15 protein-coding genes, 5 tRNA genes and 1 pseudogene are annotated in these 15,121 nt (G+C 71.9%); 7 read left to right on the top strand and 14 right to left on the bottom strand.

The window, feature by feature from the left end; all coding sequences use genetic code 11:
- Positions 1–15: 15 nt before the first annotated feature.
- From M1O15_RS06525 to leuC, 4 genes are all read right to left on the bottom strand, one after another.
- Positions 16–678 (bottom strand): HU family DNA-binding protein, encoded by a 663-nt coding sequence (locus M1O15_RS06525; RefSeq protein WP_248632289.1) that lies wholly within the window; start codon positions 676–678, stop codon positions 16–18.
- Positions 679–822: 144 nt separating this feature from the next.
- Positions 823–1,050 (bottom strand): SCO5555 family protein, encoded by a 228-nt coding sequence (locus M1O15_RS06520; protein WP_248632288.1) that lies wholly within the window; start codon positions 1,048–1,050, stop codon positions 823–825.
- Between the two features lie 380 nt (positions 1,051–1,430).
- Entirely contained in the window at positions 1,431–2,024 is a 594-nt protein-coding gene (leuD, locus tag M1O15_RS06515; protein WP_248632287.1) for a 3-isopropylmalate dehydratase small subunit, read from the bottom strand.
- A gap of 6 nt (positions 2,025–2,030) precedes the next feature.
- Positions 2,031–3,461, bottom strand: coding sequence for a 3-isopropylmalate dehydratase large subunit (leuC, locus tag M1O15_RS06510; RefSeq protein ID WP_248632286.1), 1,431 nt, complete (start codon positions 3,459–3,461; stop codon positions 2,031–2,033).
- Positions 3,462–3,675: 214 nt separating this feature from the next.
- Between leuC and ndgR the strand changes: the two genes are divergently transcribed.
- Together ndgR and M1O15_RS06500 are read left to right on the top strand one after the other, a co-directional pair.
- Complete coding sequence (ndgR, locus tag M1O15_RS06505) at positions 3,676–4,392, top strand: IclR family transcriptional regulator NdgR (RefSeq protein WP_248632285.1); 717 nt, start codon at positions 3,676–3,678, stop codon at positions 4,390–4,392.
- Positions 4,393–4,526: 134 nt separating this feature from the next.
- Positions 4,527–4,775: an SCO4226 family nickel-binding protein gene (locus M1O15_RS06500; protein ID WP_248632284.1), complete on the top strand. Its 249-nt coding sequence runs from the start codon at positions 4,527–4,529 to the stop codon at positions 4,773–4,775.
- A gap of 105 nt (positions 4,776–4,880) precedes the next feature.
- On the opposite strand, the gene M1O15_RS06495 is transcribed toward M1O15_RS06500, so the two are convergent.
- From M1O15_RS06495 to M1O15_RS06450, 10 genes are all read right to left on the bottom strand, one after another.
- Positions 4,881–4,956 (bottom strand) — tRNA-Glu (locus tag M1O15_RS06495).
- Between the two features lie 61 nt (positions 4,957–5,017).
- Positions 5,018–5,089: transfer RNA gene (locus tag M1O15_RS06490), tRNA-Gln, on the bottom strand.
- A gap of 18 nt (positions 5,090–5,107) precedes the next feature.
- Positions 5,108–5,183: transfer RNA gene (locus M1O15_RS06485), tRNA-Glu, on the bottom strand.
- 84 nt (positions 5,184–5,267) lie between these two features.
- A tRNA-Glu gene (locus M1O15_RS06480) sits at positions 5,268–5,340 on the bottom strand.
- 21 nt (positions 5,341–5,361) lie between these two features.
- A tRNA-Gln gene (locus M1O15_RS06475) sits at positions 5,362–5,433 on the bottom strand.
- A gap of 88 nt (positions 5,434–5,521) precedes the next feature.
- Positions 5,522–6,241 carry an HAD family hydrolase gene (locus tag M1O15_RS06470; protein ID WP_248632283.1) on the bottom strand — a complete coding sequence of 240 codons (720 nt, stop codon included), beginning with the start codon at positions 6,239–6,241 and terminating at the stop codon, positions 5,522–5,524.
- Between the two features lie 30 nt (positions 6,242–6,271).
- The gene (locus M1O15_RS06465) at positions 6,272–6,964 is read right to left on the bottom strand and encodes a DUF4241 domain-containing protein (protein WP_248632282.1); all 693 of its coding nucleotides are present in this window, start codon (positions 6,962–6,964) and stop codon (positions 6,272–6,274) included.
- A gap of 118 nt (positions 6,965–7,082) precedes the next feature.
- Positions 7,083–8,546, bottom strand: a complete 1,464-nt coding sequence (gltX, locus tag M1O15_RS06460) for a glutamate--tRNA ligase (protein ID WP_282576391.1) — start codon at positions 8,544–8,546, stop codon at positions 7,083–7,085.
- Between the two features lie 4 nt (positions 8,547–8,550).
- Positions 8,551–9,339, bottom strand: coding sequence for a fumarylacetoacetate hydrolase family protein (locus M1O15_RS06455; protein ID WP_248632280.1), 789 nt, complete (start codon positions 9,337–9,339; stop codon positions 8,551–8,553).
- Positions 9,340–9,469: 130 nt separating this feature from the next.
- On the bottom strand, positions 9,470–9,706 hold the full coding sequence (locus M1O15_RS06450; protein ID WP_248632554.1) for a hypothetical protein: 237 nt from the start codon (positions 9,704–9,706) through the stop codon (positions 9,470–9,472).
- A gap of 127 nt (positions 9,707–9,833) precedes the next feature.
- Between M1O15_RS06450 and M1O15_RS06445 the strand changes: the two genes are divergently transcribed.
- From M1O15_RS06445 to M1O15_RS06425, 5 genes and pseudogenes are all read left to right on the top strand, one after another.
- Positions 9,834–10,298, top strand: a complete 465-nt coding sequence (locus M1O15_RS06445) for a hypothetical protein (RefSeq protein ID WP_248632279.1) — start codon at positions 9,834–9,836, stop codon at positions 10,296–10,298.
- Positions 10,298–14,017 carry a sensor histidine kinase gene (locus tag M1O15_RS06440; RefSeq protein WP_248632278.1) on the top strand — a complete coding sequence of 1,240 codons (3,720 nt, stop codon included), beginning with the start codon at positions 10,298–10,300 and terminating at the stop codon, positions 14,015–14,017. The genes M1O15_RS06445 and M1O15_RS06440 overlap by 1 nt, the downstream gene beginning before the upstream one ends.
- A 10-nt stretch (positions 14,018–14,027) precedes the next feature.
- A complete protein-coding gene (locus tag M1O15_RS06435) occupies positions 14,028–14,441 on the top strand; it encodes a roadblock/LC7 domain-containing protein (RefSeq protein ID WP_248632277.1) in 414 nt (137 codons plus the stop codon).
- Positions 14,442–14,562: 121 nt separating this feature from the next.
- Entirely contained in the window at positions 14,563–14,970 is a 408-nt protein-coding gene (locus tag M1O15_RS06430) for a DUF742 domain-containing protein (RefSeq protein ID WP_248632276.1), read from the top strand.
- Positions 14,951–15,121 (top strand): annotated as a pseudogene (locus tag M1O15_RS06425) (ATP/GTP-binding protein); the annotation flags it as partial. The gene M1O15_RS06430 and the pseudogene M1O15_RS06425, both read left to right, overlap by 20 nt.

Below are 15,121 nucleotides of genomic sequence, written 5' to 3'. Positions count from 1 at the left end.
GTGCGCGCCGGCGGCCTACTTGCTGCTGGTGGCCTTCTTCGCGGCGGTGGTCTTGCGCGCCGTGGTCTTCTTGGCCGGGGCCTTCTTGGCGGTGGTCTTCTTCGCCGGGGCGGTCTTCTTGGCGGCGGCGGAGGTCTTCTTCGCCGTCGTGGTCTTGGCCGCGCCGGTCTTCTTGGCGGCGGCCGCGGCCCCGGTGGTCTTCTTCGCCGTGGTCTTCTTGGCGGTGGCCGTCGTCTTCTTGGCCGGAGTGGCCTTCTTGGCGGCGGTCTTCTTGGCCGCGGCGGCCGAGGTCTTCTTGGCGGCGGCCTTCTTGCCGGCGGCCTTGGCGATGGTGGGGGGCGGGCCGGAGAGGCTGCCCTTGGGGGCCTTCTTCACCGAGACCTCGCCACCCTTGGGGAGCTTCTTGGAGCCGCTCACCAGGTCCTTGAAGCCCTGACCGGCACGGAAGCGCGGAACGGAGGTCTTCTTGACCCGGACGCGCTCGCCCGTCTGCGGGTTGCGGGCGTAGCGGGCCGGGCGGTCGACCTTCTCGAAAGAGCCGAAGCCGGTGACGGAGACCCGGTCACCGGCGACCACGGCACGGACGATGGCGTCCAGCACCGCGTCGACGGCGTCGGCGGCCTGCTGGCGGCCACCCATCTTGTCGGCAATCGCTTCTACGAGCTGCGCCTTGTTCACGTCTTCCCCTTCGGAGACATTGCCGGAACGAAAGTGTTCAAGCTTTTCGCACGTTAGGCAGATATATACCGCAAATCAAACACGAAACGGGCTAATCACCCTAGTGCCGCAACGGAGTCGGTCGTCCGTCACGGAAATCGGATGTCAGTCCCCTTCGGGGAATCGACCCTCGTCCAGGTCCTTCATCAACCGGTCCAGCCGCCTTGCAGCGCCTGCGAGATCGTGCTTCGCCGCAGCCGTGATGGTCAGCAGCTTCCGGGACAGCGCCATCCTCACGCCCTCCGGGACTTGCAGTTCGCGCACTCGGGTGTGCGCTTCTTTCAGTCGGGCTGCGACGGCCTGATAGAGCTGGAGTTGGCTGTCGCGTTCCATGCACCGATTGTGCCATCTGGGGCGAGTTGTCGCCCGCTTAGGGGGCAACTACCGTGCTGCGTCCGGCCGTAGGGACCGGTCGCACCACCCCCGTGCGGCCCCCTCAACATCCTCCAACTACCTTTCAACAGAACGCAGTTGACGTCTGGCGGCGGGGCCGGATCCGGGGTCCGGCACCTTGGTGGAAATCTCCGGGCGAGGGTCAGCCGGATGGCTCTCTCCGGCTGTTCCGCTACCCCGCAGGGTCGGTTTCAGGCCACCGCCCCCCGCACGGAGAGCGGAGTTGGCCCCGCCGTACGGGAGGGTGGCGGACACGCCGATGCCCCCGGCCGGGGGTCGGCCGGGGGCATCGAGGGTGCGGGGCGCGGGGCCCGGGGGGCTCAGCCCTGGAGAGTGCGGGGCTTGTGGGACGGCCGGGACACCTCGTACGCGGCGATGTGCTCCTCCTCGCGCAGGGTGATGCTGATGTCGTCCAGCCCGTTCAGCAGCCGCCAGCGGGAGTTCTCGTCCAGCTCGAAGGGGGCGGTGACGCCCGGGGCGCGCACCTCGCGCCGCTGGAGGTCGACGGTCACCTCGACCGTCGGGTCGGCCTCGGTCAGCTCCCAGAGCGCGTCCACCGTCTTCTGCTCCAGCACCACCGTGAGCAGGCCGTTCTTCAGCGAGTTGCCGCGGAAGATATCGGCGAAGCGGGAGGAGACGACCGTCTTGAAGCCGAAGTTCTGCAGCGCCCAGACGGCGTGCTCGCGGGAGGAGCCGGTGCCGAAGTCGGGGCCGGCGACCAGCACGGTGGCGCCCTGGCGCTCGGGGCGGTTGAGGACGAACTCCGGGTCCTTGCGCCAGGCCTCGAACAGCCCGTCCTCGAACCCGTCGCGGGTGACCTTCTTCAGCCAGTGCGCGGGGATGATCTGGTCGGTGTCCACGTTGCTGCGGCGCAGCGGGACGGCCCGGCCGGTGTGGGTGGTGAAGGCTTCCATGGCGGTTCAGACTCCGGCGGTGGCGGGGGCGGCGGCTTCGGTCAGGTCGGCGGGCGAGGCCAGATGGCCGAGGACCGCGGTGGCGGCGGCGACCTGCGGGGAGACCAGGTGGGTGCGGCCGCCCTTGCCCTGCCGCCCCTCGAAGTTGCGGTTGGAGGTGGAGGCGGAGCGCTCGCCGGGCGCGAGTTGGTCGGGGTTCATGCCCAGGCACATCGAGCAGCCGGCGTGCCGCCATTCGGCCCCGGCGCCTGTGAAGACCTTGTCCAGGCCCTCCTCGACGGCCTGCAGGGCGACCCGGACGGAGCCGGGGACGACGAGCATCCGCACCCCGTCGGCGACTTTGCGGCCGTCCAGCACGGCGGCGGCGGAGCGCAGGTCCTCGATCCGGCCGTTGGTGCAGGAGCCGACGAAGACGGTGTCCACCGCGATCTCGCGCAGCGGCTGCCCGGCGGTCAGGCCCATGTACGTCAGGGCGTTCTCGGCGGCCAGGCGCTCCGAAGCGTCCTCGTACGAGGCGGGATCGGGGACGGAGGCCGAAAGCGGGGCGCCCTGGCCCGGATTGGTGCCCCAGGTGACGAAGGGGGCCAGCCGGGCGGCGTCGATGACGACCTCGGCGTCGAAGACGGCGTCCTCGTCGGTGCGCAGGGTCTTCCAGTAGGCGACCGCGGCGTCCCAGTCCTCGCCCTCGGGGGCGTGCGGGCGGCCCTTGAGGTAGTCGAAGGTGGTCTGGTCGGGGGCGATCATGCCGGCCCGGGCGCCGGCCTCGATGGACATGTTGCAGATGGTCATCCGGGCCTCCATCGAGAGCTGCTCGATGGCGGAGCCGCGGTACTCCAGGACGTAGCCCTGCCCGCCGCCGGTGCCGATCCTCGCGATGATCGCCAGGATGAGGTCCTTGGCGGTGACGCCCTCGGGCAGCTCGCCGTCGACGGTGATCGCCATGGTCTTGGGGCGGGTCATCGGCAGCGTCTGGGTGGCGAGCACATGCTCGACCTGGGAGGTGCCGATCCCGAAGGCCAGCGCGCCGAAGGCGCCGTGGGTGGAGGTGTGCGAGTCGCCGCAGACCACGGTGGTGCCGGGCTGGGTCAGTCCCAGCTGCGGTCCCACCACGTGGACGACGCCCTGCTCGACGTCGCCCAGCGGGTGCAGCCGGACGCCGAACTCGGCGCAGTTCCTGCGCAGGGTCTCCAACTGGGCGCGGGAGACCGGGTCGGCGATGGGCTTGTCGATGTCGAGGGTGGGGGTGTTGTGGTCCTCGGTCGCGATGGTGAGGTCGAGGCGGCGGACGGGACGGCCCGCCTTGCGCAGCCCGTCGAAGGCCTGCGGGCTGGTCACCTCGTGCAGCAGGTGCAGATCGATGAAGAGGAGGTCGGGCTCGCCCTCGGCGCGCCGGACGACATGGTCGTCCCAGACCTTCTCCGCGAGTGTCCTACCCATCGCTTTCCCTCCGGCCGGCAGGTCGCGCCGGCACTTCTCAGAGATACGGGGGCCGCGTCCGCTCCCCTGGGTGACCGCGCGCGTCTCGTGCGCGCTTCTCACCTGGCGGACGCCGGCTGCGGACCCGATTGGTCCGCGGGCCGCCCCTACAGCCTGGCAAGTTCTCGGGAAAATTGAACTTGCGTTTCACAGAGTGAGACGAGAGTATCGTTGCATGGACAACTCTAGCGGCGTCGGCGTTCTCGACAAGGCAGCTCTGGTACTGAGCGCCCTGGAGTCCGGTCCGGCCACCCTCGCCGGGCTGGTCGCGGCGACCGGGCTCGCACGACCCACGGCCCATCGCCTGGCCGTGGCACTGGAACACCACCGGATGGTGGCGAGGGACATGCAGGGCCGGTTCATCCTCGGCCCGCGGCTGGCGGAGCTCGCCGCCGCGGCCGGTGAGGACCGCCTGCTGGCCACGGCCGGACCGGTGCTCACCCACCTGCGCGATGTGACCGGGGAGAGCGCGCAGCTCTACCGGCGCCAGGGCGACATGCGCATATGCGTGGCGGCGGCGGAGCGGCTGTCCGGACTGCGGGACACCGTGCCGGTCGGCTCCACGCTGACCATGAAGGCCGGCTCCTCGGCGCAGATCCTGATGGCCTGGGAGGAGCCGGAGCGGCTGCACCGCGGCCTCCAGGGCGCCCGTTTCACGGCGACGGCGCTGTCCGGCGTACGGCGCCGGGGCTGGGCGCAGTCGCTGGGCGAGCGCGAGCCGGGGGTGGCCTCGGTCTCCGCCCCGGTGCGCGGGCCCTCCAACCGCGTGGTCGCCGCGGTGTCGGTCTCCGGGCCGATCGAGCGGCTGACCCGCCACCCGGGCCGGATGCACGCCCAGGCGGTCATCGACGCGGCCGCCCGGCTCAGCGACGCCCTGCGCCGCTCCGGCTGAGCCCACTCCCCCGCCCCTGCCCTCTCCGGCCGGGCCCCTGGCGACGCCGCGGGGGCCCGGCCGGAGGTGTTCGGGCCGGGCCCCGGGTGCACCATGGAAGGGAGTGGCTGCCGAGCCCTGGAGGTGCAGAGGCGATGACGGAGTTCATGGACGTACACCGGGGGATGAAGGGGATCACCAGCGATCAGCTGATGGAGGCGCACCGGGCCGACCTCGCGATCGAGGGCGAGGAGGGCGTGCACTTCAAGCGGGCGTGGGCGGACCCGGACACCGGGACGGTCTACTGCCTCTCGGAGGGCCCCTCGGCGGACGCGGTGCAGCGGGTCCACGAGCGGACCGGCCACCCGGCGGACGAGGTGCACCCGGTGCCGATCACGGTGTGAGCCCCGGTGTGCGGCGGACCGAGGGAAGCGGACACAGGTGACGGACAAGGGTGAGCGGACATGCGGAAGGGGCCCTCCCGGATGGGAAGGCCCCTTCTGTCCTGCTGGTACCCCCGACCGGATTCGAACCGGCGCTACCGCCTTGAGAGGGCGGCGTGCTAGGCCGCTACACAACGGGGGCTAGCCATATGTCACGCGGGGTGAACCGCGATCCCTGTCCTGCTGGGTACTGCTGTACTGCGCTGGCCTACCTGGACTCGAACCAAGACTAACTGAACCAGAATCAGTCGTGCTGCCAATTACACCATAGGCCACTGGTGACTCAGACCAGTTGGTACCCCCGACCGGATTCGAACCGGCGCTACCGCCTTGAGAGGGCGGCGTGCTAGGCCGCTACACAACGGGGGCCCTGGCGATCCCACCCGGCTCTCGCCGGGTGATGTCACCGCTTGTTCACCGGGTGCGACCCTGGTGACCTGCGGGATGGATCTGTACCCCCGACCGGATTCGAACCGGCGCTACTGCCTTGAGAGGGCAGCGTGCTAGGCCGCTACACAACGGGGGCTTTGCAGATGAGCTCTGCGAGCTGGCCTACCTGGACTCGAACCAAGACTAACTGAACCAGAATCAGTCGTGCTGCCAATTACACCATAGGCCACCAGAACAAGATCCCCTGTGGGGCTTCGTTCGGGTTACGCCTCCGGGCTCCGGACTTCCGTCCCGCTCCCCTCGGCGCAGAAAGAACATTACCCGATGGAGTCCGGGGCTCCAAAACGGGTATCGGGCCGCAGCAGCGCGGGGAGCTGGTCGAGCCCGGTGATCCGTTTCAGCTCCGGCCGGCCGCCCGCGCCGGCCCGGTCGAGCCAGATCCCGGTCAGTCCCGCCTCGACGGCGCCGCGGGCGTCGATGTCCGGCTGGTCGCCGACGTACGCGACGTCCGCCGGGGGCAGCCGCAGGGCGTCGCAGGCGGCGTGGAAGGCCTCCGGGGCGGGCTTGGCGACGCCCAGTTCGGCGGCGCACAGCAGCGCCTCGAACCGGTCGCGCACCCCGAGTATCCGCAGCTTGCGCTCCTGGTTGCGGGCCGAGGAGTTGGAGAGCACCGCGTGCCGGTAGTCGGCGGCGAGCAGCTCCAGTACGGGCAGGGTGTCCGGGAACAGCTCCCAGGCGGCCTCGTAGTGGGTGAGGTAGCGGGCGAACCAGTCGTCGGCCTCGGGGTCGGTGAGGGCGGTGCCGGTGAAGTCCCGTACCCGGTCCCGGCGCTGGTCCTCGAAGGAGATCCCACCCGCCTCGAAGCGCCGCCAGTGGAGAAGCGTCAGCTCCTTCCAGCGGGTGAGGGCCTGGTCGACGGATCCGTATCCGCCGCTCAGGCCCTCGGCGCGCAGATGGTGGAGCATTCCCGCGCGGTCGGCGCTCGCGTAGTCGAAGATCGTGTCGTCGATGTCCCACAGGACCGCCCGGATCGCCATGGGGCCGAGCCTACGGGGCCGGCCGGCGGCTCAGGCCCGCGCGCCCACGCCGTCCGGGACCACATGGAAGTCCGTGACGAAGGACACCACCTGTCCGTCGGCGCCGCGGCCGACCCAGGTCGGGTAGGCGCCGTCACCCCAGCCGGAGGTGAAGGCGACCAGGTTGTGACCGCCTTCCGGGGCGTCGACCAGGTAGGGACCGAGGTCGTCCGGGGGCTCCTCGCCGCCGAAGAGCGCGTACCAGACCGGGCTCTCGCCGTCCTCGTCCTCCGGGAAGGACTCGTCGCAGGCGGCGTCGTAGAAGCAGCCGGTGCCGGCGTCCACGCCGTACCCGTAGAACTCCTCGTCACCGAGTTCGGACAGGTCCTGGCCGGCGAGGAGGGCCGGTTCCCAGGAGAACGCCGGGGCGCCGGAGATCAGCAGCCGGGCGGCGGCGACCCGCTGGTGCGGCCGGTCGCCGGGCTCCTGGCCCGGGTGGGTGAGGGTGGCGACGGCGCACTCCACCGGGTACCGCCCGGGCGGGACGGCGGCGGTGAAGGGCTCGGCCTCGCCGGTGCCCAGCGAGACGAACGGGTCGCAGGCGGTGACCCGCCCGCTCGGCAGCCACAGCTCCCCGGGCGCCCGGACCACGGACATGGTGCCGGCCAGCGGATGGTCCCCGGACCGCTCGAAGCGGTTGCCGGGCGTGAAGTACCAGTCGAGGTCGGGCGCGGTCATGGGCATGGCTGTCCCCCCGAGGGAGCGGCGGTTCGGTGATCGCCTCGAACACTAACCGGGGGCGCTGACACACCGAGGGGGCGGTGGCCGGTGTCGGCCACCGCCCCCAGGGGCGTACGCGGGACTAGCCGGCCAGCTTGGCCAGGGCGGCGTCGATGCGGGCGAGGGTGCGGTCCTTGCCGAGGACTTCCAGCGACTCGAAGAGGGGCAGGCCGACGGTGCGGCCGGTGACGGCGACCCGGACCGGGGCCTGGGCCTTGCCGAGCTTGAGGCCGTGCTCCTCGCCGGCGGCCAGGACGGCCTCCTTGAGGGACTCGGGGCTGGTCCAGTCGGCGGCTTCCAGCTTCGCGCGGGCGGTGGTGAGCAGGGCGGCGGGGTCGCCCTTCATCGCCTTCTGCCAGGAGGCCTCGTCCTCGACCGGCTCGCGGCGGAAGAGGAAGTCGACGTTGGCGGTGATCTCGGAGAGGACGGTGAGCCGGGTCTGGGCGTGGGGGGCGATGGCCTCCCAGGCGGCCTGGTCGAACTCCTCGGGCTCCCAGTTGGCGTGCGGGGCGCGCAGCCAGGGCTCGCAGGCGGCGGTGAAGGCCTTCACGTCCAGCATGCGGATGTGGTCGCCGTTGATGGACTCGGCCTTCTTCAGGTCGAAGCGGGCCGGGTTGGCGTTGACGTCGGCGATCTCGAAGCGCTCGACCATCTCGGGGATGGTGAAGACGTCCTGGTCGGCGGAGAAGGACCAGCCGAGCAGGGAGAGGTAGTTGAGCAGGCCCTCGGGGAGGAAGCCGCGCTCCCGGTAGAGGTTGAGGGAGGCCTGCGGGTCGCGCTTGGAGAGCTTCTTGTTGCCCTCGCCCATGACATAGGGGAGGTGGCCGAAGGCGGGGATCTCCTTGGCGACGCCCAGGTCGATCAGCGCCTTGTAGAGGGCGATCTGCCGGGGGGTGGAGGAGAGCAGGTCCTCGCCGCGCAGGACGTGGGTGATCTCCATCAGGGCGTCGTCGACCGGGTTGACCAGGGTGTAGAGCGGGAAGCCGTTGGCCCGCACGATGCCGTAGTCGGGGACGTTCTCCGGGGTGAAGGTGAGTTCGCCGCGGACCAGGTCGGTGAAGGTGATCGGCTCGTCGGGCATCCGGAAGCGGACGATCGCCTCGCGGCCCTCGGCGCGGTAGGCCTCGGCCTGCTCGGCGGTCAGCTCGCGGCAGTGGCCGTCGTAGCCGGAGGGGCGGCCGGCGGCGCGGGCGGCGTCGCGGCGGGTCTCCAGCTCCTCGGTGGTGCAGTAGCAGTGGTAGGCGTGGCCGGCGTCCAGCAGCCTGGCCGCGACGTCGCGGTAGATGTCCATCCGCTGGGACTGGCGGTAGGGGGCGTGCGGGCCGCCGGTCTCGGGGCCCTCGTCCCAGTCCAGGCCGAGCCAGCGCAGCGAGTCGAGCAGCTGGGTGTAGGACTCCTCGGAGTCGCGGGCCGCGTCGGTGTCCTCGATACGGAAGACCAGGGTGCCCTGGTGGTGCCGGGCGAACGCCCAGTTGAACAGGGCGGTGCGGACCAGGCCCACATGGGGGTTGCCGGTCGGGGAGGGACAGAAACGTACGCGGATCATGCCGTTAGCCACGCTTGATCACCCTGTTGGTGAGAGTACCGATGCCTTCGATGGTGACGGCGACCTCGTCGCCGGGGTTGAGCGGCCCCACTCCGGCGGGGGTGCCGGTGAGGATGACGTCTCCGGGCAGGAGGGTCATGGCCTCGGTGATGTGGACGACCAGGTCCTCCACGGAGCGGAGCATGTCGCTCGTACGACCCAGCTGGCGCTGTTCGCCGTTGACGGTGCACTGGATGGTGGCGTCGGCGGGGTCGAGGTCGGTCTCCACCCAGGGGCCCAGGGGGCAGGCGGTGTCGAAGCCCTTGGCGCGGGCCCACTGGAGCTCGCGCTTCTGCACGTCGCGGGCGGTGACGTCGTTGGCGCAGGTGTAGCCGAAGACGACGTCCTTGACGCGTTCGCGGGGGACCTCGCGGCACATCCGGCCGATGACGACGGCGAGCTCGGCCTCGTGGTGCAGCTCGTTCGAGAAGGAGGGGTACTCGATCGCGTCGCCGCTGCCGATCACCGAGGTGGTGGGCTTGAAGAAGGCGACCGGGGCCTCGGGGACCTCATGGCCCAGTTCGGCGGCGTGCTCGGCGTAGTTGCGGCCGATCGCGACGACCTTGTTGGGCAGTACGGGCGGCAGCAGCCGGACCTTGTTCAGCGGGACCTTGGTGCCGCTGAGCTCGAAGTCGCCGTAGGGGATGCCCTTGATGATGTCGAGGACGAGGCCGTCGGCGGTGCCGGGGGCGGCCTCGCCCTCGACCGCGCCGAAGGCGACGTTGCCGTCGATGGAGAACCTGGCGATGCGCACGGGCTGCCGAGCCCCCTGTTTCCGCTGGTTGGAGTGTGACACCCCAGGCTAACGCGGAGCGGGCGACCGGTTCGGACCGCGGCGGCGCGGCCGGGTCGCACGGCGGGGCCGGGACGGGCCGGGCCGCGGGTCAGACGGCGGGGGCGACCTCGGACTGCGGGAGCCGGAAGGCCTCGGGAGCCTCCATCAGGATGGTGCGGCGCGGGTTGGCCGTGGCGGCGGGCAGTTCGAGGGCGAACTCCGGCTGTGCGCCGCGCTCCAGTCCGGCGGTGCCGTCGAGGTGCATCAGGGTGGTGCGGCGGGGGTTGGCGGTGGCGCGGATGACCGCCGTCGCGGTGGCCGGCTTCGCCGTCTTCGTCGTCTTCATCGGTGGCTGCTGAACCTCGGATACGGGCGCCGCGGGGACGCCGGGTGGACTGTTGGCCATCCCAAGTAAAGCGTCAGGCTAAACATGGGATTCCCGTGGAATGCCGGTATCAGGCAACGATCCATATGTGAGTTTGCTCACCCCCGGCGGGATGAATCCGGCATTCCGGATGCGTAACTCCGAGGCAGCAAACGGACATTCCGTGCTGGAATGCTGCATTCCGCTGCTGATCATGGCGACTGGGACACCGATCGCCGTCCCTGCGCGATCGAGCGATACGCAGGGGAACGTCCGTTTGCTCCCTGATCGACTTCGACAGCAGGTGATCCCCTTCTCACCGGCTGTGTTCGAGTGGGGAGGCCGGATCGTCGGCCTTGTTGGAGATCCGGCACTGTGCTGGAATCTCCGCACCGTCGCGTACGAGAAACCGGCGCGCTGGGGCGCAGCGCGGCGCCGGGCGACGGTACGGGAGGGGGGACTGCGCCGGTCATTGACGACCACTTCGAACAGGAGCGCGCTCGCGCTCCACGACGCCGACACCGTCCTCGCCGTTCACGCGGCGGGACGCCTGGTCCAGAGGTTGCGACGCTAGTGCAGGGACGTTTCAAGAGGGATGGCGCGGGGCGTCCCCAGGCCCGCAAGGGCCAGGGGGAAGCCGCAGCGGAGCAGGAGGCGTTCGGCGGGTCCGACCGCGGCTCCTCACCCCAGCACACCCGGAACCCGGGCCAGACCGGCGGCGCCGAGCACCCCGGGCGCCCCGGCGGCCCCGGCCAGAACCCGGCCGCCGGTGAGGACCCCGGCGCGGGCGGCAGCGCGCCCGGCGCCGAGGCCGGCACCCCCGGTGCCAAGGGCGGCGGCAAGTCCGGTGCCAAGGGCGCCGGAAAGGGCGGCTCGCGGGCCAGGTCGGCCACTCCCTCCGACACCGGCTCCCGCCTCGCCCTGCGCAACTGGCGCATCTCCACCCGCCTGGTGGCGCTGCTGACCCTCCCCGTGGTCGCCGCCACCACCCTGGGCGGTCTGCGGATCAACGAGTCGATGAACGACATCGAGCAGCTGGACCACATGCAGCTGCTCACCCGGCTGACCCAGGAGGCGACCAGCCTCGCCACCGCGCTGCAGAACGAGCGCGACATGACGGCCGGTCCGCTCTCCAACGGCTACTCCTCGGACGACTACACGGTCGCCGACTGGCGCAAGAAGGCCGACCAGGCGCAGCAGCGGTTCCTCAAGGCCACCGAGGGGCTCAGCGACACCCAGGGCAACGAGGCGCTGCAGTCCATCCGCTCCAACGTGGAGCAGATCGCCGCGCAGGTCATCACCCTGGGCCGGATCCGGACCAACGCCTACTCGGACAACGCGCAGGACTTCCAGACGGTCCAGCGCTACGGCCGTCTGATCGACTCGCTGATCGGCCTGTCCCAGGACATGGCCCAGGCCACCAGCAACCCGGAGATGATCAAGCGGACCCGGGCCCTGGCCGCCTTCTCCTCCGCCAAGGAGTACGCCTCCATCCAGCGCGCGATCATCGCCGCCGCGCTGCCGGAGACGAACAAGGAGAAGGGCAAGCTCGACGAGAACGACCGCGAGTACGGCTACGCCGCGCACAGCGACGAGCAGCAGGCGCTGCGGTCGTTCGAGGCGGTCTACAGCTCGCTCGGCGGCAACGCCCAGGAGCTGCTGTCCCCGCTGGGCGCCAACAACCCCTCGGTGCAGCAGGCCGAGCGGTACTCCGAGGGCGTGCTGCGCACCAAGGAGGGTCTGGAGCGGTCCGAGGCGCGCAACTACCTGGACTGGACCGACGCCGAAGAGCCCAAGATGCGGGCGATGAAGACCATCGAGTCCCAGCTGCTGGGCGAGATGGAGTCCACCGCCCGTGAGCTGCGCCAGGAGGAGCAGCAGGACGCGCTGATCAACGGTGCGCTGATCCTGCTCGTCCTCGGCGTCTCGCTGATCGGCGCCTTCGTGGTGGCCCGGTCCATGATCCGCTCGCTGCGCCGGCTCCAGGACACCGCGACCCGGGTCGCCCAGGACCGCCTGCCCGAGCTGGTCAAGCAGCTCTCCGAGTCCGACCCGCAGGACGTGGACACCTCCGTGGAGTCGGTCGGTGTGCACTCCCGCGACGAGATCGGCAAGGTGGCCGCGGCCTTCGACGACGTGCACCGCGAGGCGGTCCGGCTCGCCGCCGAGCAGGCCCTGCTGCGGGGCAACGTCAACGCGATGTTCACCAACCTCTCGCGCCGTTCGCAGGGCCTCATCCAGCGCCAGCTGTCGCTGATCTCCGAGCTGGAGTCCCGCGAGGCCGACCCGGACCAGCTGTCCTCGCTGTTCAAGCTGGACCACCTGGCCACCCGTATGCGCCGGAACGGTGAGAACCTCCTCGTCCTCGCGGGTGAGGAGCCGGGCCGCCGGTGGACCCGCCCGGTGCCGCTGGTCGACGTGCTGCGCGCCGCGGCCTCCGAGGTGGAGCAGTACGAGCGGATCGAGCTGGCCTCGGTGCCGGGCACCGAGGTGGCCGGCCGGGTCGTCAACGACCTCGTCCACCTGCTCGCCGAGCTGCTGGAGAACGCCACCTCGTTCTCCTCCCCGCAGACCAAGGTCCGGGTCACCGGCCACGCGCTGCCCGACGGCCGGGTGCTGGTCGAGATCCACGACACCGGTATCGGCCTCTCCCCCGAGGACCTGGCGGCGATCAACGAGCGTCTGGCCTCGCCGCCCACCGTGGACGTCTCCGTCTCCCGCCGGATGGGCCTGTTCGTGGTCGGCCGGCTGTCGCTGCGCCACGGCATCCGCATCCAGCTGCGCCCCTCCGACTCGGGCGGCACCACCGCGCTGGTCATGCTCCCGGTGGACGTGGCCCAGGGCAAGAAGCTTCCCGGCAAGCCGGGCGCCGGCGCCCAGGGCGCTCCCGGCCAGGTCCCGCCCGGCGCGGGCAACGGCAACGGCCGGACCGGTCTGCCGGGCCGTCCCGGCGGCGCGGGCGGCCAGCTCGGCGCCGGCGGCAACCGCGCGGCGCTGCCCGGCAACGGCAGCCCCGGCCGCGGCGGCAACCCGCAGAACGGCCAGGGCGGCGGACTGCTCGGCGGCGGCCAGCAGGGCGGGCGCCCGCAGCGCCCCGCGCAGCCGCAGCAGCCGGGCGACCCGCAGCGCCAGGGCGCCGGTGCCTTCGGCGCCCCCGCCGGCGCGGGCGCCGGAGCACTCGGCCAGCAGTCCCCGCAGGGCGGTATACCGACGCGCTCCGACGTCTGGGGCAACGCGGGCGGCAACGGCCCCCGCTCCGGCGAGCAGCAGCGCCCGGCCGCACCGGCCGCCGGCTCCCCCCGCGGCGAACTGCCCGGTGGGACCCCGCAGCAGCAGCCCCAGCCGGCCGCCTGGAACGCCGACGCCTCCGCCGTACCGCCGCAGGGCCGCGCCCCGCAGGCGCAGGACGGCGGCTGGAACCCGGCGCCCACCGGCCCCGTACCGTCCGCGCAGCAGGACCCGAGCGGCTGGAACGCGGCCCCCGCGCCCGTACCGCCGCAGGCCCGTACCACTCCGCTGGACGCCCCGCGCGGCCACGAGGAGCCGGAGAGCACCGGGCAGCACGCCCGTCCGGCCGCTCCCCAGGACCCGGCGTCCACCGCGCAGTTCGCCCAGCCGGACTACGGCCTTCCGCAGGCTCCGGCGCCGCAGCAGCGGCCCGCCGGGAACGCGGACGGCGGCTACGGCGGCCGGCAGCGGCCCGGGCTCCCGGCGCAGCCCCGGCCCGAGGCGCTGCCCCCGGCCCCGAACGCCGGGGACGGCCGCACTCCGCTGTACGACACACTGGAGACCAACTGGGCCCACGGCCAGGGCGGTCCGAACGGCCACCCCGCGCCGAACGGCCAGGGCCAACCGGCACCCGCGTACGGCCAGGCCCCGCAGCGCCAGGGCGGCCGCGGCTTCGACGAGACCATGCCCACCCCGGTGGTCTCCCCGCAGCAGCCGCAGCACGGCGCGGCGGCCCAGCAGCCCTCGGACGCCTCGACCACCGGTTCGTGGCGCACCACCCCCAACGACGACCTGGGGCGCCAGGCCGAGCGGGTCCGCAAGCCCGCGGCCGGCGGCGTCACCACCTCGGGCCTGCCCCGCCGGGTCCCGCGCCAGAACCTGGTCGCGGGCACCGCGCAGGAGTCGGCCCGCCCGGCCGGTCCGGGTCCGCAGGTCTCGCGCGCGCCCGACGACGTGCGCGGCCGTCTGACCAACCTCCGCCGCGGTATCCAGCAGGGCCGCCAGGCGGGCGGTCAGTCCGGCGGCGGCTTCGGCGCCGGCACCTCTCACCAGCAGGAGCGTTAGTTTGAGACCGATGAGCCAGGCGGCGCAGAACCTGAACTGGTTGATCACCAACTTCGTGGACAACACCCCCGGGGTGTCCCACACCGTGGTGGTCTCCGCCGACGGACTGCTGCTCGCGATGTCCGAGGGCTTCCCGCGCGACCGCGCGGACCAGCTCGCGGCCGTGGCCTCCGGGTTGACCTCGCTGACCGCGGGCGCCTCCCGGATCTTCGAGGGCGGCGCGGTCAACCAGACCGTGGTGGAGATGGAGCGCGGCTTCCTCTTCATCATGTCCGTCTCCGACGGCTCCTCGCTGGCCGTGCTGTCGCACCCCGACTGCGACATCGGCCTCGTCGGCTACGAGATGGCCCTGCTCGTGGACCGCGCGGGCAGCGTCCTCACCCCGGACCTCCGGGCGGAACTGCAAGGCAGTCTGCTCCGCTGAGGCGCCTCGCGGCCCCACCCGCGACCAGCGCCCCATCGCCCAATCACCGTCGGCCGCCTCGTCCGGCCCCCCACCGGCCCAGAATGACGACAGGCAGACCCTGCTGTCACTGGAGGACTCAATGACCCCGCCCCCCGCCTCTCATGATCCGTACGGCGTCTCGATGGACGCCGGTTACGGGGACGAGGGCGACCAGCCGCTGGTCCGCCCGTACGCGATGACCGGCGGCCGGACCCGGCCGCGCTACCAGCTCGCCATCGAGGCGCTGGTCAGCACCACGGCCGACCCCTCCCTCCTCTCCGGGCTGCTCCCGGAGCACCAGCGGATCTGCCACCTGTGCCGCGAGGTCAAGTCGGTGGCCGAGGTGTCGGCCCTGCTGTCGATGCCGCTGGGCGTCGCCCGCATCCTCGTGGCCGACCTGGCCGAGGCCGGCATGGTGGCGATCCACCAGCCGGGCAACGGAGAGGCCGGCGGCACGCCGGATGTGACACTGCTGGAAAGGGTGCTCAGTGGACTTCGGAAGCTCTAGCGGCGACGGGGCGGCCGGCGGCGGCCGCTCCACCACCTCCGCGAAGATCGTGGTGGCAGGCGGCTTCGGCGTGGGCAAGACCACGTTCGTCGGCGCCGTCTCGGAGATCAACCCGCTGCGCACCGAGGCCGTCATGACATCCGCCTCCGCG

It is taken from the genome of Streptomyces lichenis, from assembly GCF_023218175.1.
Classification (GTDB): Bacteria; Actinomycetota; Actinomycetes; order Streptomycetales; family Streptomycetaceae; genus Streptomyces; species Streptomyces lichenis.
The sequence above is the reverse complement of the archived record's forward strand: the minus strand, read 5'-3'. Positions and strand labels throughout refer to the sequence as shown.